Below are 20,694 nucleotides of genomic sequence, written 5' to 3'. Positions count from 1 at the left end.
TGATCATTGAGTGAAAGCTCACTCAAAACTAAACAAAGACAGCCACTTGTTTCCAAGCTCCTTAGAAAGGAGGTGATCCAGCCGCACCTTCCGATACGGCTACCTTGTTACGACTTCACCCCAATCATCTGTCCCACCTTCGACGGCTCCCTCCCTAAGGTTAGGCCACCGGCTTCGGGTGTTACAAACTCTCGTGGTGTGACGGGCGGTGTGTACAAGACCCGGGAACGTATTCACCGTGGCGTGCTGATCCACGATTACTAGCGATTCCGGCTTCATGTTCTCGAGTTGCAGAGAACAATCCGAACTGAGAATGGCTTTAAGAGATTCGCTTGCTCTCACGAGGTCGCTGCTCGTTGTACCATCCATTGTAGCACGTGTGTAGCCCAGGTCATAAGGGGCATGATGATTTGACGTCATCCCCACCTTCCTCCGGTTTGTCACCGGCAGTCTCATTAGAGTCCCCATCTCAATGCTGGTAACTAATGATAAGGGTTGCGCTCGTTGCGGGACTTAACCCAACATCTCACGACACGAGCTGACGACAACCATGCACCACCTGTCTCGCTGTCCCGAAGGATTTCGCTTATCTCTAAGCTATGCAGCGGATGTCAAGACCTGGTAAGGTTCTTCGCGTTGCTTCGAATTAAACCACATGCTCCACCGCTTGTGCGGGTCCCCGTCAATTCCTTTGAGTTTCAGCCTTGCGGCCGTACTCCCCAGGCGGAATGTTTATTGCGTTAACGCCAGCACTGAGGGGTGGAAGCCCCCCAACACTTAACATTCATCGTTTACAGCGTGGACTACCAGGGTATCTAATCCTGTTCGCTCCCCACGCTTTCGAGCCTCAGTGTCAGTGTCAGACCAGAAAGTCGCCTTCGCCACTGGTGTTCCTCCATATATCTACGCATTTCACCGCTACACATGGAATTCCACTTTCCTCTTCTGCACTCAAGTGACCCAGTTTCCAATGACCTTCCACGGTTGAGCCGTGGGCTTTCACATCAGACTTAAGCCACCACCTGCGCTCCCTTTACGCCCAATAAATCCGGACAACGCTTGCCACCTACGTATTACCGCGGCTGCTGGCACGTAGTTAGCCGTGGCTTTCTGGTTAGATACCGTCAAGTCCTGTACAGTTAATACAGGATGGTTCTTCTCTAACAACAGTGCTTTACGGACCGAAGTCCTTCTTCACACACGCGGCGTTGCTCCGTCAGACTTGCGTCCATTGCGGAAGATTCCCTACTGCTGCCTCCCGTAGGAGTTTGGGCCGTGTCTCAGTCCCAATGTGGCCGATTACCCTCTCAGGTCGGCTATGCATCATCGCCTTGGTAAGCCGTTACCTTACCAACTAGCTAATGCACCGCGGGACCATCCTTTAGTGATAGCAAAACCATCTTTCCCCAATGAGTCAGGCGACTCACTGGCCTATGCGGTATTAGCATCCGTTTCCGAATGTTATCCCCCGCTAAAGGGCAGGTTTCCCACGTGTTACTCACCCGTTCGCCACTCACGCGGAAGAAGCAAGCTCCTTCTTTGTGCGTTCGACTTGCATGTATTAGGCACGCCGCCAGCGTTCGTCCTGAGCCAGGATCAAACTCTCATGAAAGATTGTTTGAGTCTTTACTCAATTCAATACTGACTGTGTGATACCAAGTTTAGACTGGGGTATCGCCAGTGTCTCGAATTTATATTCGGGGGTGTTCATAATGAACCCCTATTACAAGTTTGGTGTGTCTTTGTTCAGTTTTCAATGAGCTTTCGTGCGCCGGTGACCTCATCGAGGGGTTGTGACGCAACTATTACATCATACCATCGAGCGATGACTTTGTCAACAAGTTTTTTTAATTTAATTTAAAGTTTCTTGCGGACTTTCTTCTCGATGTAAGCGCTACATTGTTTGGTGTAGCGACATTTAATATAATATCACGTCGCCTTCAGACTGTCAACAAAAATTTAAAATTAATTTTTATTAATTATTAAATACATTTTTGTCTGCTCCTTAGCGACAAGAAATAATATACCATACAAGTCTTTTTAGAGTCAAGGATTATTTTAAATAAATTTTAAAATACACCTCACTAAGCGATGCTCCCATTTATAGAGTTCACAAAAGTGTTTACTCAATGGCCATCTCTCAGCAGAGGTGTATAGGTTAATTTTCTAAATTCAGTTAAGTTTATTCGTTCAATCGTTGGTTTAATTGATCAGCGAGTTCTTCAAAGCCAGGTTTACCGAGTAAGGCAAACATATTTTTTTTATAGGCTTCAACGCCGGGTTGGTCGAATGGATTTACCCCATTTAAATATCCGGACACAGCGACGGCTAATTCAAAGAAATAGATTAATTCTCCTAAATAATGTTCATTCATTTGTGGAATGGTGATGACGAGGTTTGGTACGCCCCCATCAGTATGAGCTAATAGGGTTCCTTGATAGGCCTTATGGTTAACGAAATCTACTGTCTTGCCTTGAAGATAACCAAGTCCATCTAAATCTTCTTCTAAGGAAGGAATTTCTATATCATATCGAGGTGTATCTACTTTGACCACCGTTTCGAAAATATTTCGCGTACCATCTTGAATCGTTTGCCCCACTGAATGAAGGTCCGTTGAGAAGTTGGCACTCGATGGATAGATTCCTTTTTGATCTTTTCCTTCAGACTCGCCGAATAACTGTTTCCACCATTCGGCAAAATATTGCATGGTGGGTTCATAGTTGACTAAGATTTCAATAATTTTCCCTTTGCGATATAACAAATTACGGATAACTGCATATTGGTAGGCTTCATTCTCAAAAATATCATCAGAATGGTAACGTTCCATCGCCACTTTTGCCCCATTCATCAAGGCTTCGATATCCGCACCACTGACCGCGATGGGTAGTAGACCCACAGGAGTCAAGACAGTGAAACGACCACCAATGCCGTCGGGAATGACAAATGTCTGATAACCCATTTGGTTCGCTTCTTCTTTAAGGGCGCCTTTAACTTTATCAGTAGTCACATAAATACGTTCTTTAGCTTTCGCTTCGCCGTATTTTTCGATTAATTTCTCTTTAAAGATTCTAAATGCTATGGCAGGCTCAGTCGTAGTTCCTGACTTAGAAATCACATTGACAGAGAAATCTCGATCTGCGATAAGGTCTAGTAAATCATGAATATAGGTAGATGAAATACTATTGCCCACGAAAATAATTTGTGGCTTCCCTTTTTGTCCAGCCTTGATATTATAGAAAGCATCATTCAAGAATTCGATGGCGGCACGGGCACCTAGATAGGAACCGCCAATACCAATTACTAATAAAATTTCAGAGTCTTGACGAATTTTTTGGGCTGCTGATTGAATCCGTTCAAATTCAGCTTGATCATAATCCTCCGGCCAAGATAGCCAATCAGTAAAATCTGCTCCTGCCCCGGTTTTTTCCTGTAAGGCTTGGTGAGCTAAACTCACTTGGGCTTGCATATGTTCTAATTCATGTTGATTAAAAAAACTTTGTGCATTCTTATAATTAAATACTAAACGTTCCACCTAATCACCCTTGTCTGATTTATTTTTATTTAAATTTAAGCCATCTTTTTCAATGAGTTCAAGTCCCTCTTCAATCCAATTCGGCATCATTTTCTCAATCGTCTTAAAGCCAATATTTGCTTGACGGCGTCGAGGCTTATGTTTGATTCGCGCCGGGAATGGCGGTGTCGAGGTTGCCTGGAGTTGTCTCAGCGAAAGTGAAATTTTGTGAGAATATTCGTCAACATCGATGACCATGACTTTAATTTGATCTCCAATAGCCACAATGTCTTCTAATTCCGACACGAAACCATGTTGGCATTCCGAAATATGAATCAGTCCTTGGTGTTCTTCATCAAGTTGCACGAAGATGCCATAATTTTGAATTCCGGTCACTTTTCCTTCTACAATGTCACCAATTTTATATTCTTTCGTCATGAATACTAACTCTCTATTTCATATTTACAGTAATCGATTGGATGACTACGTCTTCTAACGGTTTGTCTTGACTATTGGTTTCTACATTTTGCATCTTTTGTAAAACTTCTTCTCCTTCAAGAAGATGTCCAAAAACGGTATGACGTTGATCTAACCAAGGAGTCCCCCCGACTTCAGCATAGGCTTCAATAATCTCACTAGGGAAACCTGCTCCTTCTAATTGTCCCTGCATTGAATGAGGTACTTGACTGGCTGAAACGATAAAGAATTGACTTCCATTAGTATTAGGCCCCGCATTTGCCATCGATAAGGCACCATGCAAATTAAATAGAGTAGGAACAAATTCATCTTCGAAGCTGGCTCCATAAACACTTTCGCCGCCCATACCTGTTCCGGTTGGATCGCCACCTTGCACCATAAAATCTTTTATAATTCGATGGAAAATGACACCATCATAATAGCCGTCTCGAGCATGTTTGACAAAGTTTGCAACTGTTTTAGGAGCTTCATCGGCAAATAAAACAAATGATAAGTCACCTAGATTGGTATGAATAACAACATCTGCATTGTTTGGTAAATTTAATTGTGGATAGTTCAATATCTTGACTCCTTTATATTTAATCTAATTATATTGTAGCTATTTTTAAAAGATTTAACAAATCTTTTCATAGTTATCACTGACATTTTTTGTTATCATTATCATGTTAGTTAATATTTTGAGAAAGTAGGTTTTTTAATGAATTTACCTCTTATTACTGCTTTCATAGCTATCTTTTTTACTCAAGTTATTAAATATCCTATTGCCTATCTTACGAATCGGAAAAAGGCAAAAATTTCGGTGATTACTTCTACCGGGGGCATGCCAAGTTCTCACTCGGCTGCCGTTTCTTCATTGATTACTGCACTTACCCTAGAATATGGTTTCTCTTCCCCGCTAGTGGCTATCTCAACTATTTTTGGTGTGATTATCATGTTCGACTCGATGGGAGTGCGAAGACAAAGTGGAGAGCAAGGAATCGTCTTGGATATTATTGCACGCCACCATATTGCTGAGATTGATAATATCAAGCACCACCCAAACGAAAACTCAAATCCACTGATTACTAAATTTGATGTAAAAAATTATGATCGGATGATTATTAATCGTTACCTAGGTCACAAACCTAGTGAAGTCGTCGTCGGCGTTTTGACCGGCATGGTTGTCGCCATGATTGTACGCATGATAATTCCAACATGATCAACTGAATAGATAGGAGAATTTTTTGAAAAAGGATATATTTGATATTACGATTATTGGCGCTGGGCCGGTGGGTTTATTTACCGGGTTTTATGCTGGACTACGCCAAGCTAAATTCAAAATTATCGATAGTCTGGAGAAAGTTGGGGGTCAACCCCGTTACTTATATCCAGAAAAGAATATTTACGACATCCCAGCCTTTGAAGCGATCAAAGGCGATCAATTAGCTAATAATCTTCTGCACCAACTTGATCGCTTTGATTATGACTTGTGTCTGGGGCAAGAGATCAGTCAAATCAACCGACAAGAAGACTTGTATCAGTTAATTTCCTTGAACGGGGACATGCACTGGACGCGTTCTATTATTCTCGCTGTGGGTAATGGTGCTTTTAATCCTAAAAAATTATCACTCGAAGGCGCAGAGGATTTTGAAGGACATAACCTTAATTATTATGTTCAACCGATTAATTACTACCATAATAGAGAAGTGGTCATCTTAGGTGGCGGCGATTCAGCAGTAGATTGGGCGCTCGAACTTGAAAAAGTTGCTCAAAAAGTCACCTTAATTCATCGACGAGATAAATTTAGGGCTATGGAAAGTTCAGTAAACAAATTAAAAGCTTCATCCGTAGAAATCATTACTCCTTATGTGCCAGAAAGTTTGATTGGTCAGAATGGCAGACTGGAGCAATTGGTTATTAAGGAAGCCTGTGGCAACCAAACCCGACAAATTCCCCTTGACGAACTGATTGTAAATTATGGTTTCTCTTCATCCATGGGCTCCATTCGACATTGGGGAATGGACATTGAGAGAAATTCAATCTGTGTGAATGCTGATTTAGAAACATCACGACCTGGCATCTTTGCCGTTGGGGATATCGCCACTTATCCTGGTAAGGTGAAATTAATCGTGACTGGTTTTGGTGAAGCGCCTCAAGCCGTTAATAATGCCCTGCTTTATATTAATCCAGCTAACGTCCAACCACCCCTACATAGTTCAGATTTATTATAGGAGTGATCTAATGCATAAGAAACAAAAAATATTACAAGATAACACCGTCTATGACTATGCCCTAGCTTTATTGGAACGTAGAGGAGTTCAACTGACAGATATTGCCGAAATTGTATATGATTTACAAAAAGATTATGTTGAAGGGTTAAACCTTGATACTTGTCTAGAAAATATCAATGCTGTTCTACTGAAAAGAGAAGTTCAAAATGCGATTATTACCGGCATTGAATTAGATATGGCAGCCGATCAAGGTCACCTTTCACCGATTCTTTCTGATATGTTAAAACGTGACGAAGGCCTGTATGGTATTGATGAAATTCTCGTTCTTTCGATCGTCAATGTTTACGGATCGATTGGGTTTACCAATTTTGGTTATGTCGATAAAATCAAACCAGGCATTGTCGGTCGCTTAAATGCGGATAAAGTTACTCAATGTAATACCTTCATCGATGATATTGTGGGCGCAATTGCTGCAGCCGCAGCTAGTCGGATTGCCCATGCCCAGCCAGCAGCAAAAAATTAACGACGATTCATTAAATCAAAAAACTGCTTGAAAATAGGCTCAAAGCCAAATTTTTCAAGCAGTTTTTATTTTCAAAATGTTAATCAGAGCATTGCTGTAAGCGTCATTAACGGCGAACCCAACTATATAAGCCAAATTGGATTAATTCATAGCCCAAGATCGCCACAAAAAAGACAAGAAAAAAGAATTCTTGGGGCAAAATTTGAATGACTGGATCCGTTGCCGGATTCAAAAGCCAATAATCATTGGCAAAAAGAACTTGATGAAATAAAATAAAAAAGCGATCAAAGGCAAAAATCATCGCCAGTAGTAAAAAAATCGGTAAAGCCATCGAGAAATAAAAATAAGTCTCGATCTGGCGTTTCAGTCGTCTTTTTCTTTTGCTTTGCAGGAAGTAAATGAGACCTCCAGCCGAAATCATAAAAATGACGATCAGTAAAAAAATCAAAAACTTAACATCGACAAAATGTTGAGCCCCTTGAGCTGAACTCGCAAAATAACTTAAAGAAAAAGATTTCTGTTGCGGATTCAAAAGAAATTTAATGATTTCATCATAAGTTAAAGCAATTTGATAATAGCTGAGTCCAGTCAACTGTTCTAGTTGAAACCAAGTAATAAAGGGACGATACAGCCAGGGTGAAGTCAATAGAGTCATTAACACTGAACCAGACAGAGAGAAAATAATAAAGTTTAGGCTGGCAGCTACTTTTAACCCACCGTGTTTAGCCAATTACCATCACCCCATTCTGATAAATCATTGACAACATATGTAGGCAAGTTAGTTTTACCTTCGAGGTCAGATCTTTGACTGACGCCCGTCAGGACCATCAAGGTGTCCATCCCAACTTGAATACCGGCTTGGATATCGGTCTCATAATTATCACCAATCAGGAGGCAATTTTCTACGCTTTGGTTTAAGCTCGCCAAAGCTCCCTCTACAATCGGTCGGTGCGGCTTGCCAAATACTTTGGGTTCTACTTGGCTGGCATAAGCAATAAAACTCGTTATCGCTCCCGAACTCGGGAAGAAACCATCTTTAGTGGGAATCAGTCGATCCATATTGGTCACCAGAAATTCTCCTCCAGCTAGGAGAATTCTAACTGCTTGTGACAATTGTTGATAATCTACCTGACGTGATAAACCTTGAACAACATGTTGAGCCTGACCAGAATCCGCTACAGACAGACCAGCTTCTAACAGGCTGGTCTGGAGGGCAGACTCACCAATCACGAAGAATGTATCATTTGGATGGACTCTTTTTAGATAATCAATTAAAGCCATCGTTGAGGTATAGATATTTTCGACATCGACTTGGATATGATGATGTTTGGCTAAAGTTTCTACCAAGACCTCAGGTTTAACAGTCGCATTATTCGTTATGATACGAAAAGGCAGGCCTCTTTCTTGTAGCGTCTTGATAAATCGTTCAGCCGTCGGTATCCGTCTTTCCCCCGCATAAATCGTTCCATCAAGATCAATCAAATATGCCTGGTAAGATCGATTAATTTTGTGCATTATTTTTCCCTTTTTGTTTTTTGATAATAAAAGAACCTTTGCTTTTATTATGGACTCGCTCGGCTTTAAGCGTCCTCTCTTCTGATTTGTCGACTAATTTTGTTTTTTTAATCAGAAAATCATCTTTTTTCCGAGACTTTGACGACTTACGTTTACGAGAACCTCGATCACGATTCATATCATTGGTCTTCATGTCTCTTTTTTTCATTGGTTTTTGATCTTGTTGATTTTGATAGGCGGTCAAATTCTGATCAAAATTCTCGACGACTTCTGCTTTTCCTAAAACAAAATAAGCACAACCAAAATTACAATACTCTTTTAAATAATCATCAAGAAAATTTATAAGTCGGTCTTTGGGAGCTTTTCTGGCTCTTAATTGATAAAAACCACGTAATCTCAACTTTTCATGAGCCCAGTCACCTACAATATAATCATATTTTTCATAATAATCTTGATATAAACGTTGAAATTCTTTGAAGTCAAAGCCTTCACGATAATTCATGGCGAGTTTATAGTGCGCTTCTCGAATGAGCACTTCCTCTTCATCGACTAAGGTCATGGGAACCAACTCTTCATCTATTTGATCTTGGACGATCTCAGCCAATAAATCATCAAATTTGTTAGACTTCGTTTCACTTTTATCTAATTTGGTCAAAATCTGACCTCCTTTTACTCTGTATCTTTACTCGGATATATATATTTCAAATAATTAGCGATGACATGACGAAGAAAATCAGGGAATATTAACTCAGGCTGTCCATATTGGTCAATGGCTGGAAAGAAAGGCAGGAACCAAAGATGATCGACGGTAACTAAATGATAAATTTGATCATCATCAATATAAGCTCCTTCGACTAGCCAGCGATCCTGAGGGTAATGATATTCAATCCCTTTAAAGATTACTTCCCCGAAGACTTTACCTCGGAAACCCAGACCATTCACCATTTGGTATTGTAAATCTTCAACCTGATCAGCCACCTCATATAATAGCTCGGTGAGCTGTTTCCCAGTGAAACGTAATTTAGCTAAATGCATGGGGTGTGGTAAGGCTTCATGAAGTTCTTTTAGACTAATCGTCCCCTGAGCCAGATCACTAAGAAATAAGCCTGTATTCAACATGGCCAAGGGACAGTCTGTTGCCCAAGAAATAGCCTCTAAACCAAGCTGAATGAAAGATTCAGAACTGTGTGTATCCATCACTAAGTAATTTTGCGGCGAGGTCGCTATTTTGATCTGTTGAAGTGCTCTCTGCCCCTGCTGAAAATAGGGGTCCTGGCCAATTTCAATTTGAAATTGCTCAGCTAGATGGCGAATGTCATAGGTTTGGGCAACAAGATCAGCTTGATGATGATGGGCATCCCATTCAATCGTTACTTCCCCAATAAAATCTCCATATCTTCCGGCGCCAGTTAATAAGCTTTGATTGGCCCATTCTCCTTGAGCTAACAGGTGATGGGTATGTCCTCCAATAATTAGGTTAATTTCTGGGAAAATTTCAGCGATGTCTCGATCTACATCTAAGCCGAGATGCGACAAAAGAATGATAATATCTGCCCCTTCTTGCTGAATCTGGACCAAGGTCTGTTTGATGGCTACTAGGGGATCAATGATTTCATAATGATTCAGCTGATAAGTTTGGTAAGGTGCAGTAACACCCAGAAAGGCGATCCGGCACTGGTCAACTTCCTTCAACAAATACGGTTGTGCCCATTCTGGTGTTTGAAGGGTCGTTTGATTCACTAAATTTGCAATAACAACCTGAAAATCTGCTTGTTGATAACGCTGACCTAATTGTTCTTGGGTAAAATTCAGGCCTTCATTATTACCGATTGTAACCACGTCATAAGCAGACTGGTTAAATAAATCGACCATAATTTGTCCCTGTGTAGCTTCAACCAGAGGATGTACCGTATCCATCGCATCACCATCGTCAACGATGAAATAAGCTTCTCCAGCAACTTGAAATTGGTCTTTTTTTCGACGAATAAATTCTTCAATGATTGGCCAATGTTCAAGGTGACCATGTAAATCATTGGTATGAATGATATTAAATCGCATCCTCTGACCTCCTTGCTCCCCATTATAACAAATTAAAGGATAGGTATGCTATAGCTAGCTTGATGGATGTCAGAAGTCAGCGATTAAATGGCGATCTTTCCACACAGGTCTTAAAATATACTTTTTGTTGACAGGGTTCGATAATGAATCTCAGGGCACCATAGTCCGCTGTCGAATAATACGGAATAGCCAATATATCTAGTCGTTCTAAAACCTCAGGGCTCGGATGACCATAATAATTTTTCTGACCAACCGAGATTAGAGCCATTTTTGCTTGAGTGCTTTTTAAGAATTTTTCTGAACTAGAACCCGCGCTTCCATGATGACTCAACTTAAGATAATCTACTCCTTCTTTGCTTAGAAGATGGATGGTCTGATCTTCAACTTCTTGGGACAAGTCTGCTAAACTCCAAAAATAATTTCCATTCAAAGTGACGCGAACCATTAATGAATGATCATTCCTGTCCGCCGATAAAACCGTAGGCGGATAATGGATTTGTATCTGGCTATTGACATCACTAAAGACCTCTCCGGGCGAAACGACTGTTAATGGATAATTTTTTAGCAAGTTTCTCATTGATGCGCTTAAGTCTTGAACACTTTTCAGACTTAAAATGACTTGGCCAATCTGAAATTCCTCAACCAAGTAAGCTAGGTTCCCACAATGGTCTTGGTCCAAGTGAGTTAGCACTAAATAATCTATTTTCTGGACACCGAGTGCTTTTAAGGCTGTGATAATGGACCTCTGAGCAAATTTTTGCTCTTGGATCTCACGCTCCTTCGCCGTCAAAGTTTCCGTCATAATCACTTTGCCTCCAGTATCAATCAACCAGTTTTCCCTCGACATGGCTGGTTGAAATAATGTAGCATCCCCCTGTCCCACATCTAATATTGTCAGATAACCCTGATACCTCGGCCAAAAGAAACTTGACCAAAAAATTATATAAATCACTGATACCGATTGTAAGGCTCGTTTCCTCTGATGACTTGTAAAATACTTTAAAAAGACAATGGCTCCAACCATCAAGACAATCCACCAAAATAAAGATAACTGACCCACATGGTAATTGAATGCTTGATAAACTTGCTTGACGGATTGCCAGAGAGGGAAGCATAGTTTATCGGTTAAAGACCAAACATCAGCCAAAACAAACTTAAAAGAGGGAAATAAGAAAACTAAGCCAATGATGGCTAATAAATAGGAAAAGCTTAAATCAAAGAAGAGGCTAAAGACGATGACCGCTAATAACTGCAGGGGATTCCACTGATGATTCACGTTAATCAGGATAGGCCAAGAAAACAAGGAACAAACCAAGGTTATTGAAGCAGTGTTCAAAATTTTTCCTGAATAGGAAGCCTCGATTGAACCTTCTTGATAAAAAAATAAGATAAAAGCCATCAAAAAACTTAAAATGTAGGCCAAATCATGATAATAAACTGGATGATAGACTAACATGCATAAAGCTAGCAAAGATAACTGATCTAGTCCCGACAAAGGCAACTTGAACCAGCGCACTAAGTTAGCGATGAGATAGGTCATTATGGCTCGAAACGCACCGACTGGCCATGAAATTAACCATCCGTAAGCCATTAATAAACATATCAAAACCAGGGGAAGATATTCAATTCTAGGTAGAAACCGCCGCAACAAATATTCACCGTTCCTGATGATTAAGCTGACATGAAAGCCGGAGATAGCAAAGAAATGAATAATCCCCCATTCAATCAATTCATCTTTTGTTTCTTGATAGGTCAAACTATCAATATTGAAAAACATTTTATTAAAGAAACTGATGAGCGGATCTGTCCCCCGCTGGTTAAGCCAAAATAAGATCGCTTGCTTCATCCAATTTATTGACCACAAGCCCGAGTCTGCTGGCTTCACTGCATTCACTTGCACAATTTCAAAAGGTCCCAAAATCTGCTGTTGATTAAGATAAGCCGAATAATCAAACACATAGAAATTTCTGAAAGTTTCTATATCGGTCCGCTTTATACAAACTTTGCTTTTTAAAGCACGCTGTTTTAATGCTTTGGACCAAGCTTCAAAGCCAGATTGCTTAACCTTAAACACCACTGGAAATTGGCGTCCTTCTGTTGTGATGATATCGGCTGATCCTTGAAGATAATATTTAGTTTCTTTTAGATTATAAGGTTGGGTAATCAAATCTACTTGCTGATTGGCCTTATAATCCTGATAAAATTGGTTCATTTCACTTTTGCTAGCATTAAGATTGAAGCTAGCCAATAAAGTCAGAATGACTGAAATGATTAATAATTTTGGATAATAACGTGCGAATCGATAAGTTAATAAAAGGATGATCATGAGAGCGAGAAGATTTCTCTCTGACAGAAGATATAGGCCTGAATAAGTAAACATCAAGACCAGAAACCAGAGATATTTATAAGCTTTGAAAGTTTGCATCATTTCACCACAATCATCGCTTTAATATTTTCAAAGATTTTTGGCCCGATTCCTGGAACATCTTTGATGGATTCAATGGATTCAAAAGCCCCATTCTCTTCACGAAACGAAACAATAGCCTGTGCTTTTGCCGGGCCGATTCCTTTCAGTGTCTGTAATTCTTCAACTTCCGCTAGATTAATATTAATCAAGGCCGATGAATTGTCTTCTTTTTTGTCAGGATCCTCTGGTCGAACAATCGCCTCAATATTTATAGCATCCTGTTGATTAATCTCATGAATGTTTTCTATATATATCGACATTTGATCTTCTAGAATCATAGCCCGATTAATATTACGGTCATAGGCTTCTTGGGTTAGACCGCCGGCTTTCTCTAATAAATCAACCATCCGGCTTCCTAGCTCCAATTGGTAAACACCAGGACGCTCGACTTCACCTTGAAGGTCGACAAAAATCAAAGAGTGGTTGCTTGTTTCTATTTTTTCACTATTGGTCTGATTTTGCTCAGTCGATGATTCTGCTAATTTCTCTGAAACTAAAGTTAGTTGATCATCTGATTGATTCGGCTGTAAATAGACGACCAGGACTAAACCCAATAAAATCAGCAGAAAGATTGGCTTCTTAATCATTCCTTGTAATTGATCCATTCACCCCACCTCATTAAGCAATTACCCGATAAAAAGATGAGATACGAGTTTAAAAAGCAATTTATAAAATTTCCAACCCATTCCCTGATGACTATCACATAAAACCTAGCTTGATCAATTCCGTGAGCTAATAGTTGCAGTAAAATGAATATTTTTTATCAAAAATATTTTACCCATTGGTCATTAGAACGAGCTCACTTTATTTAAATCAGAAGCATTTAATAAATTGCTGGCTAAAACTAACATGTCTGACTCCGAATCAGTTCCTAGAAAGATAGCGACGAACGACCCATAATGCAAAAAAAAAAGAGATTTTAATGAATCTCTTTCTGCATAATAAATATGGTAACTTCTATTTAATGCGTTTCAACAGACTAATTAATGTCTTCATTTCACTTTCTTCTAAATCTTCAAAAGCTTCTTCAATCCGATCAGCATGACACGGGAAAGATTTTGCAATCAATTCTCGCCCTTTCTCAGTCAAATGAACAATACAGACCCGCCGATCTTGACAAGAACTCTCGCGATAAACCAAATCTTTCAAACACAGTTGATCGATTATATAAGTCGTTGATGAGTTGGCAATCAGAATCTTTTCGGTAATTAATTGAACCGTAGAAGGCCCCTTATGATAGAGTACCTCAAGCACGGCAAATTCATTGATATTTAAACCATATTGTTTTGCATCATTTTTTGCCAGTTTAAGTAATCGGTCTGATGTCCGCCGAATTCCAATAAACGATTTTAAGGCAGCTTCTTTATGAGACATTCCGCCTTCACTCCTTTACTTGCTCTGTTGTAGAGCTAATTCTTTCTTACGAATCTGCATGGCCTGATTCACATTCTCTGGAACCATATCAGTGATATCTCCATCGAAATAGGCAATTTCTTTAATCAAGCTAGAACTTAAATAGCGATATTGATCTGACGCGAATAGAACCACCGTATCCAAATTCGCGCATTGTTTTTTGTTAGCTGAAGCAATTCCGTATTCATATTCAAAATCGGTGGAATTACGAATTCCGCGAACCAAAGCCGATGCGCCGACCCGATGATAATAATTAGCAATCAGTCCATTTCTTAAGGTGTCGACACGAACGTTCGAAATTTGATCCACGGCTTGCTGAGTTAAGAGGACCCGCTCCTCAGCAGTGAACCAGGTTTTCTTACTTGTGTTGATGGCAATCAAGACAATCAATTCATCAAAAATCTTGCTAGCTCGCCGAATAATATCAATGTGTCCATGGGTCAGCGGATCAAAACTTCCAGCATAAATCCCAATTTTTTTCTTAGTCATGATTGCTTTCACCTTTCTGATATATTCTAATGTAACTTTCACCGTAAATCTTCTCTTTTAATAAAGAAAAAGCACCAATCTCTTCTCTCAAAGTAGTGTCTTTTCCAGTTTCAACCACGATTAAACTGCCCACTTTGACACAATCCATCTCTTCAAAAAAGCTAACATCTTTCTCAATAGCCGCTTGCTTATAAGGTGGATCTAGAAAAATCAAATCGAATTGGCTTGGCTGCTCACTAAGATAGACCTTCAAACGATGATAATGGTCGCCAGCCAAAATAGTAAAGCGATCAGCTTCTTTGGTTACTGACACATTTGCTTTAATCGTCTCAATCGCTGGTCGATAATTATCACAAATCACAGCATGGTCCATCCCTCGTGAAATCGCTTCGATGGCCAAGGCTCCCGATCCGCCATAAAAATCGAGGACGCTGCCTCCACTAAAGTTCATCCCTAACATATTAAAGATAGATTCTTTAACTTTATCTGTCGTCGGCCGAGTATGATTACCGGGAACAGCTTTTAAATGACGACTCCCATATTTTCCAGAAATAATTCGCATGCTCTTCTCCTAATCTTGAGCCTGATTTTCACGAATTTGCTCGGCAATTTGTAAGAAGAATTCACCGTTCTCGTGATTGCTATCATCCTGATCTTCCTGGTCAAAGACATCTGCGAAGGTCATATCAATATCGTCCTGATAAGAAAGTTCAACATTTCTTACAAAATGTAATTGCTCCAACTGTTTGATGGTTTTATCGGTTTGATCTTGGTCAACATACATCACAGCATACTTTAATCGTTGACTGATATAGTGAACAAACCCATAACGTTTTAATACATTGCTATGTTTCAATGTGTACAACCAAACAATGAGACCCTGCCGCTTAATTAATTCCATCTTATCACCTACTTTTCTTGAATTGCCTGTTCTTTATTATCTATATATATCATCTTTAATATTAAGAAAACACCAACCATACTTATAATGATACTTGAACCGCCCGAACTTATAAAGGGTAAGGTTACACCTGTTAGCGGAATAATGCCTAGCACACCACCAATATTGGTAGCTGTTTGAATCACTAAAACCAAAGCAAGACCAGTAATAACTTTAGAACGATAGGGATCAACCATCAAGGCCGCTTTACGGAAGAGTCGCATAAAGAACATCAAGAATATTATTAATAAAATAATACCCCCAATGAAACCCAGTTCTTCAATAATATTAACCAAGATAAAATCATTATTAATCGCTGGAATTTGGCCATATTTCATAGTGCCTTGGCCTAAACCTTGACCTAACCAACTGCCTTTGCTCATTGCTGTATAACCATTGACTAATTGGTAGCCCACCCCACTTGGATCAGCGAAAGGATTCACAAAAATTCCCAATCTTTCAAGAAAATGGGTACCTGATTGGATTAAATAAGTTGAAAAATAAGACGAAAACGCATAAAAGACCCCAAATAAGACGATACAGGCCACATAAGCAATTAAATTCCGACTTTGTTTCTCTTTCTGAATCAACCAAAAAAACCCAAGCGATAAGGCAATAATCAATAACATGCCCAAGTCAGGTTGTAAGAAAATCAGCGCTAATGTGATGATCAAAGAGACGACGAGTAAATTAGGAATGGGAAACTTGCGAAAAGCTTCTTGAGTTAAGCGGACTTCTCGACTTGTATATTCCGATAACCAAGCGATCGATAACATAGCGAAGACTTTGGTTAATTCAGAAGGTTGAAAAGAAAATCCAAAAAGAAAAATCCAACTCTTAGCTCCGAAAGCTTCTTGACCAAAAAAACGAGTATAAAGCAATAATAAAATAATGACTGTCATCGCAAGCAATAAGATCACTGGATTGCGATAATAACGACTCGGCGTGACAAAAGCAATGACGCCTAACAATAAACCTGCCATTACTGCGGCTATTTGCCGCCATAAAGCTGAAAATGGGTCAGCCGGCCCCCCATTTATCGGTAAAAACATGGTAGATGAGAAAACCATGACCAAACCAAAAATAATTAAAGTTGCCATAAAGAAGAAAATTGGCCAATCAAAATTGGTCTTAAACTGTGACCAATATCCCGTAAATCGATCATGTTTTCGTACAGGAGAATGTTCGGTTTCGTCATAAAAATGATTTGACGTCATTCACTGTTCTCCCCTTTCAATTTTATCCGTCTCATTATAGCAAACAATTTCTCTCGCCTCAACGACCTCTGACTAATTCCTTTGTCATTCAAGCTTTCTGCTTAAATCCCTCAGCCAACCATTACAATAAACCAAAAAAAGACCTAAGTACAGGCACTTAGGTCTTAAAAATTAGCTTATAAAACGAGTTATCTCAAATATTTTCAAGTGAATGATGAATACGAGGACAAGGCATTATGCTAAACGTGAAGCAACTTTATCCCAGTCAACAACATCCCAAAAAGCCTTTAAGTATTCAGGACGACGGTTTTGATATTTTAAGTAATAAGCATGTTCCCACACGTCTACAGCTAATAACGGAGTTTTTCCTTCACTGATTGGGTTGTCTTGATTTGGAGTTGAAACTACTTCTAAAGTTCCTTGATTATCAACTAACCAAGCCCAACCAGAACCGAATTGACCTTTGCCTGCGGCTTCAAACTTTTCTTTGAAAGCGTCCACCGAACCAAAGGCATCGACTAATTTATCTTCAAGTTCTTTTGGCATTTCTTTTTGTGAACTTGGAGATACTAACGTTTCCCAGAAGAAGCTGTGATTTAAGTGACCGCCACCATTATTTCTTACTGCGGTTTGAATGTCTTCTGGAACTTGATCAAGATGAGCAACTAAATCTTCGATACTCTTATCAGCAAATTCAGTACCTTCTACTGCCTTGTTAAGATTCTCAACATAAGTGTTGTGGTGTTTGTCGTGGTGCAATTTCATTGTTTCTGCATCAATAACAGGTTCTAAAGCGTCGTAAGCATAAGGTAAATCTGGTAATTTGAAAGTCATTCTAATTCCTCCTGTATCTTTTGGCTTGCTAACCTAAGTATAGCATCGACCGACCATCAACCAAAAGAAAATGCTCAAGACTTATTTGGCTTTTTTATTCGATTTCTCCCGGGCTCCCTTATCTAGGATAATTTTTCTCAGACGAATGGATTCTGGGGTAATTTCACAGTACTCATCATCATCCATAAATTCAATGGACTCTTCGAGGGTTAAGATTCTAGGTTGTTTAATGACGGCAGTTTGATCTTTGGTCGCTGAACGAACGTTCGTCAACTGTTTGGCTTTAGTAATATTGACCGTTAAATCATTCTCACGACTGTGTTCTCCCACAATCATACCACTGTATACTTCAGTACCGGGTTCGACAAAGATAGTTCCTCGATCTTCCAAGTTCATAATAGAATAAGTCGTGGCTTGACCTTGATCAATTGACACCAAGGCTCCTGAACGCCGTCGACCAATATTACCTGGAACCACTGGACGGTATTCATCAAAAGTATGGTTCATAATTCCGTATCCACGCGTAATAGACATGAACTCGGTAGAGAAGCCAATCAAGCCCCGGGCAGGTACTAAGAAGATAATACGAACTTGACCCGTTCCCGTATTAATCATATCTGCCATCTCGGCTTTTCGTTGGCCTAAGGCTTCAATAACAGACCCCATATATTCTTCTGGTGTATCAATTTGAACACTTTCGAACGGTTCATGTTGAACGCCATCGATTTCACGAATAATTACCTTTGGCCGTGACACTTGGAATTCATAGCCTTGTCGACGCATATTCTCAATGAGAATCGATAGATGTAATTCACCCCGTCCAGATACGATAAAGGCATCGGGTGAATCCGTCGGTTCAACACGCAAGGATACATCAGTATGAAGTTCTTTCATCAGACGATCTTCCAAATTGCGAGCAGTCACAAATTTTCCTTCGCGACCGGCAAATGGAGAATTATTAGTTAAGAAAGTCATTTGTAAAGTTGGTTCGTCAATATGGAGAATAGGTAGCGGTTCAGGATGACTTTGAGCTGTCACGGTCTCACCGACATAGATATCTTCCATACCGGAAACAGCGATGAGGTCACCCGCACTCGCTTCTTGAATTTCTACCCGATCTAAACCAAAGAAACCAAATAATTTGGTAACTCGGAAATTCTTTTTGCTACCATCTAACTTAATCAAGGTTACCGCATCACCTACCCGGACTTTCCCCCGGAAGATCCGACCAATCCCAATTCGACCCACGTAATCGTTGTAGTCTAACAGGGAAACTTGAAATTGTAGCGGTTCTTCTGAATTATCAATCGGCGCTGGAACATATTTTAGAACAGTATCAAAAATAGCATCCATACTTGCTTCTTGATCAGCTGGGTCATCAGATAAACTTGAGGTTCCATTAAGAGCAGAAGCATATACGACTGGAAATTCAATTTGTTCATCATCTGCTCCGAGCTCAATAAATAAATTAAGAACTTCGTCAACAACTTCTTGAGGGCGAGCAGAAGGCTTATCAATTTTATTTACCACAACTACCGGGGTTACCCCAGCTTCTAAGGCTTTCATGAGTACGAAACGAGTTTGAGGCATGGTTCCTTCATAAGCATCTACGACTAAGAGCACCCCATCAACCATCTTCATAATCCGTTCTACTTCTCCACCGAAATCCGCGTGCCCAGGAGTATCTAAGATGTTAATTCGATGCCCTTTGTATTGAACAGCTGTATTTTTGGCCAAAATGGTAATACCGCGCTCTTTTTCAATATCATTATTATCCATCACGCGGTCGCCAAGTTCAGTACGGGCGTCCAAGGTGTCAGACTGCTTGAGTAATTCATTGACCAAGGAAGTCTTACCATGGTCAACGTGAGCAATAATGGCAATATTTCGAATCGTTTCTCTTGTTTTCATATTTATTTCTCCTATTTATTCGTTGATTCAACCATCGACATGATTTCTCGATGGATTAGGGGCGGTGCAAAGATCATTGTAGAGGCTCGAAGGATGTCGGGAGGCAATCCATCTAAGGTTGTCACTTTAAAACCAAGGGCTTGACAAATTGCGTAACCAGCCGCAAAATCCCAGGGTTGTAAACCAACCGATAGATAGGCACCCAATTCCCCTTTAAGGACACCAATGATTTCAAAAGACGCTGAACCATAATAACGAATCCCTAAGGATTTACGATAAATATGGAAGAAGGCATCTTCATGATCCATAAAGTGAAAAGGATTCCCAGCAATCAAACAATCTTCAAGTTGACTTACTGGCAAAGGCTCCAGCGGAACATCATTAAGGTAGGCTCCTTCACCCACTAGGCCATAATAATAATTACCTTGAATAACGTCATAAATATAGCCCGCCAGTGCTTGGCCATCTTTATAAATGCCTAACATAATTGCAAATTTATCTTTTTGTTTAATAAAGTTCATCGTTCCATCAATTGGATCCAGTAGCCAAAGATACCCTTGGGTACTTTGTAAATGTTTGCCTGTCTCTTCTTCACCAATCATTCGATGACTTGGATAATATGTCTGCATCTTATCACGGAAGAAGCGTTCAACTAATCGATCCATTTCAGTAACCAAATCACGAGGACTCTTCTTCTCTTCAATATGTAATGATTCGTTGAGGGATTCAAGTAAGAGTTGGCCAGCTTGTTTCATCCAAACCCCTATCCGTTGATGTAATAAAAAATCCATTCTTCCTCCTAGTTCATCTTCAATACAGTTGCCTGATCAAGGCTTCTTCGTTTCTTAACTAATTGATAGATTGAATAGCCACTAACCTCATTAAATTGGCGGTCGATTTGTTTCTCACCAGCAATACTATCTACGACCTCTTTAAAGGCCTGATAATGCTGGTCAAATTCTTGACAAGAAATTTGAGATTCATAGGCCTTCTCGACCACATTTAAGAACGATACGACCTTGATAATTTCATCGGTGGTCCAATCTGGATCAATCGGATATTGATAAGTCTGCATCCCTTGCCTCCTTTATACCAGTCAACTAATATAATAGCTTATTTAAAAAAGAAT

At 39.9% G+C, this 20,694-nt stretch carries 21 protein-coding genes and 1 rRNA gene; 3 read left to right on the top strand and 19 right to left on the bottom strand.

What is annotated here, in order from left to right; genetic code table 11:
• Positions 1-65: 65 nt before the first annotated feature.
• From M0R79_RS03460 to M0R79_RS03445, 4 genes are all read right to left on the bottom strand, one after another.
• A 16S ribosomal RNA gene (locus M0R79_RS03460) occupies positions 66-1,612 on the bottom strand.
• Positions 1,613-2,182: 570 nt separating this feature from the next.
• Positions 2,183-3,532, bottom strand: a complete 1,350-nt coding sequence (locus tag M0R79_RS03455) for a glucose-6-phosphate isomerase (protein ID WP_248416408.1) — start codon at positions 3,530-3,532, stop codon at positions 2,183-2,185.
• On the bottom strand, positions 3,533-3,949 hold the full coding sequence (locus tag M0R79_RS03450; protein WP_092572714.1) for a CvfD/Ygs/GSP13 family RNA-binding post-transcriptional regulator: 417 nt from the start codon (positions 3,947-3,949) through the stop codon (positions 3,533-3,535). It lies immediately after the preceding gene.
• A 13-nt stretch (positions 3,950-3,962) separates the two neighbouring features.
• Positions 3,963-4,571: a peptidylprolyl isomerase gene (locus M0R79_RS03445; RefSeq protein ID WP_375163578.1), complete on the bottom strand. Its 609-nt coding sequence runs from the start codon at positions 4,569-4,571 to the stop codon at positions 3,963-3,965.
• Positions 4,572-4,685: 114 nt separating this feature from the next.
• On the opposite strand from M0R79_RS03445, the gene M0R79_RS03440 reads away from it, so the two are divergent.
• The 3 genes from M0R79_RS03440 to M0R79_RS03430 are packed head-to-tail and all read left to right on the top strand — an operon-like array spanning position 4,686 to position 6,721.
• Positions 4,686-5,186 (top strand): divergent PAP2 family protein, encoded by a 501-nt coding sequence (locus M0R79_RS03440; RefSeq protein ID WP_092572712.1) that lies wholly within the window; start codon positions 4,686-4,688, stop codon positions 5,184-5,186.
• A gap of 25 nt (positions 5,187-5,211) precedes the next feature.
• Positions 5,212-6,198, top strand: a complete 987-nt coding sequence (locus M0R79_RS03435; protein WP_248416412.1) for an NAD(P)/FAD-dependent oxidoreductase — start codon at positions 5,212-5,214, stop codon at positions 6,196-6,198.
• A 10-nt stretch (positions 6,199-6,208) separates the two neighbouring features.
• Positions 6,209-6,721 (top strand): phosphatidylglycerophosphatase A family protein, encoded by a 513-nt coding sequence (locus M0R79_RS03430; RefSeq protein ID WP_248416414.1) that lies wholly within the window; start codon positions 6,209-6,211, stop codon positions 6,719-6,721.
• A 106-nt stretch (positions 6,722-6,827) separates the two neighbouring features.
• On the opposite strand, the gene M0R79_RS03425 is transcribed toward M0R79_RS03430, so the two are convergent.
• The 15 genes from M0R79_RS03425 to M0R79_RS03355 all read right to left on the bottom strand — a co-directional run bounded on the left by M0R79_RS03425 (position 6,828) and on the right by M0R79_RS03355 (position 20,640).
• Positions 6,828-7,451, bottom strand: coding sequence for a TIGR01906 family membrane protein (locus M0R79_RS03425; RefSeq protein ID WP_248416416.1), 624 nt, complete (start codon positions 7,449-7,451; stop codon positions 6,828-6,830).
• Positions 7,430-8,236, bottom strand: a complete 807-nt coding sequence (locus tag M0R79_RS03420) for a TIGR01457 family HAD-type hydrolase (protein WP_248416417.1) — start codon at positions 8,234-8,236, stop codon at positions 7,430-7,432. The genes M0R79_RS03425 and M0R79_RS03420 overlap by 22 nt, the downstream gene beginning before the upstream one ends.
• Positions 8,223-8,891 carry a YutD family protein gene (locus M0R79_RS03415; RefSeq protein ID WP_248416419.1) on the bottom strand — a complete coding sequence of 223 codons (669 nt, stop codon included), beginning with the start codon at positions 8,889-8,891 and terminating at the stop codon, positions 8,223-8,225. The genes M0R79_RS03420 and M0R79_RS03415 overlap by 14 nt, the downstream gene beginning before the upstream one ends.
• A gap of 14 nt (positions 8,892-8,905) precedes the next feature.
• Positions 8,906-10,294, bottom strand: a complete 1,389-nt coding sequence (locus M0R79_RS03410) for a bifunctional metallophosphatase/5'-nucleotidase (protein WP_248416421.1) — start codon at positions 10,292-10,294, stop codon at positions 8,906-8,908.
• A gap of 76 nt (positions 10,295-10,370) precedes the next feature.
• Positions 10,371-12,620: a ComEC/Rec2 family competence protein gene (locus tag M0R79_RS03405; RefSeq protein WP_259561049.1), complete on the bottom strand. Its 2,250-nt coding sequence runs from the start codon at positions 12,618-12,620 to the stop codon at positions 10,371-10,373.
• A 98-nt stretch (positions 12,621-12,718) separates the two neighbouring features.
• A complete protein-coding gene (locus M0R79_RS03400; RefSeq protein ID WP_248416424.1) occupies positions 12,719-13,366 on the bottom strand; it encodes a helix-hairpin-helix domain-containing protein in 648 nt (215 codons plus the stop codon).
• A gap of 352 nt (positions 13,367-13,718) precedes the next feature.
• The gene (locus M0R79_RS03395; RefSeq protein WP_092570305.1) at positions 13,719-14,135 is read right to left on the bottom strand and encodes a MarR family winged helix-turn-helix transcriptional regulator; all 417 of its coding nucleotides are present in this window, start codon (positions 14,133-14,135) and stop codon (positions 13,719-13,721) included.
• Between the two features lie 15 nt (positions 14,136-14,150).
• Complete coding sequence (gene coaD, locus M0R79_RS03390; RefSeq protein ID WP_092570307.1) at positions 14,151-14,663, bottom strand: pantetheine-phosphate adenylyltransferase; 513 nt, start codon at positions 14,661-14,663, stop codon at positions 14,151-14,153.
• Complete coding sequence (rsmD, locus tag M0R79_RS03385; RefSeq protein WP_248416426.1) at positions 14,656-15,225, bottom strand: 16S rRNA (guanine(966)-N(2))-methyltransferase RsmD; 570 nt, start codon at positions 15,223-15,225, stop codon at positions 14,656-14,658. Before rsmD ends, coaD begins: the two co-directional genes overlap by 8 nt.
• 9 nt (positions 15,226-15,234) lie before the next feature.
• Positions 15,235-15,564, bottom strand: a complete 330-nt coding sequence (locus tag M0R79_RS03380; protein WP_092570312.1) for a YlbG family protein — start codon at positions 15,562-15,564, stop codon at positions 15,235-15,237.
• Between the two features lie 8 nt (positions 15,565-15,572).
• Positions 15,573-16,820: an FtsW/RodA/SpoVE family cell cycle protein gene (locus M0R79_RS03375; protein WP_248416428.1), complete on the bottom strand. Its 1,248-nt coding sequence runs from the start codon at positions 16,818-16,820 to the stop codon at positions 15,573-15,575.
• Between the two features lie 234 nt (positions 16,821-17,054).
• Positions 17,055-17,654, bottom strand: coding sequence for a superoxide dismutase (locus M0R79_RS03370; RefSeq protein ID WP_248416430.1), 600 nt, complete (start codon positions 17,652-17,654; stop codon positions 17,055-17,057).
• An 81-nt stretch (positions 17,655-17,735) separates the two neighbouring features.
• Complete coding sequence (gene typA / locus M0R79_RS03365; RefSeq protein WP_248416431.1) at positions 17,736-19,565, bottom strand: translational GTPase TypA; 1,830 nt, start codon at positions 19,563-19,565, stop codon at positions 17,736-17,738.
• Between the two features lie 11 nt (positions 19,566-19,576).
• Positions 19,577-20,356 (bottom strand): inositol monophosphatase family protein, encoded by a 780-nt coding sequence (locus M0R79_RS03360; RefSeq protein WP_248416433.1) that lies wholly within the window; start codon positions 20,354-20,356, stop codon positions 19,577-19,579.
• A gap of 8 nt (positions 20,357-20,364) precedes the next feature.
• Positions 20,365-20,640: a UPF0223 family protein gene (locus M0R79_RS03355; protein WP_092570323.1), complete on the bottom strand. Its 276-nt coding sequence runs from the start codon at positions 20,638-20,640 to the stop codon at positions 20,365-20,367.
• Positions 20,641-20,694 lie beyond the last annotated feature (54 nt).

The sequence above is a fragment of the Ignavigranum ruoffiae genome (genome assembly GCF_023195815.2).
Classification (GTDB): Bacteria; Bacillota; Bacilli; order Lactobacillales; family Aerococcaceae; genus Ignavigranum; species Ignavigranum ruoffiae.
The sequence above is the reverse complement of the archived record's forward strand: the minus strand, read 5'-3'. Positions and strand labels throughout refer to the sequence as shown.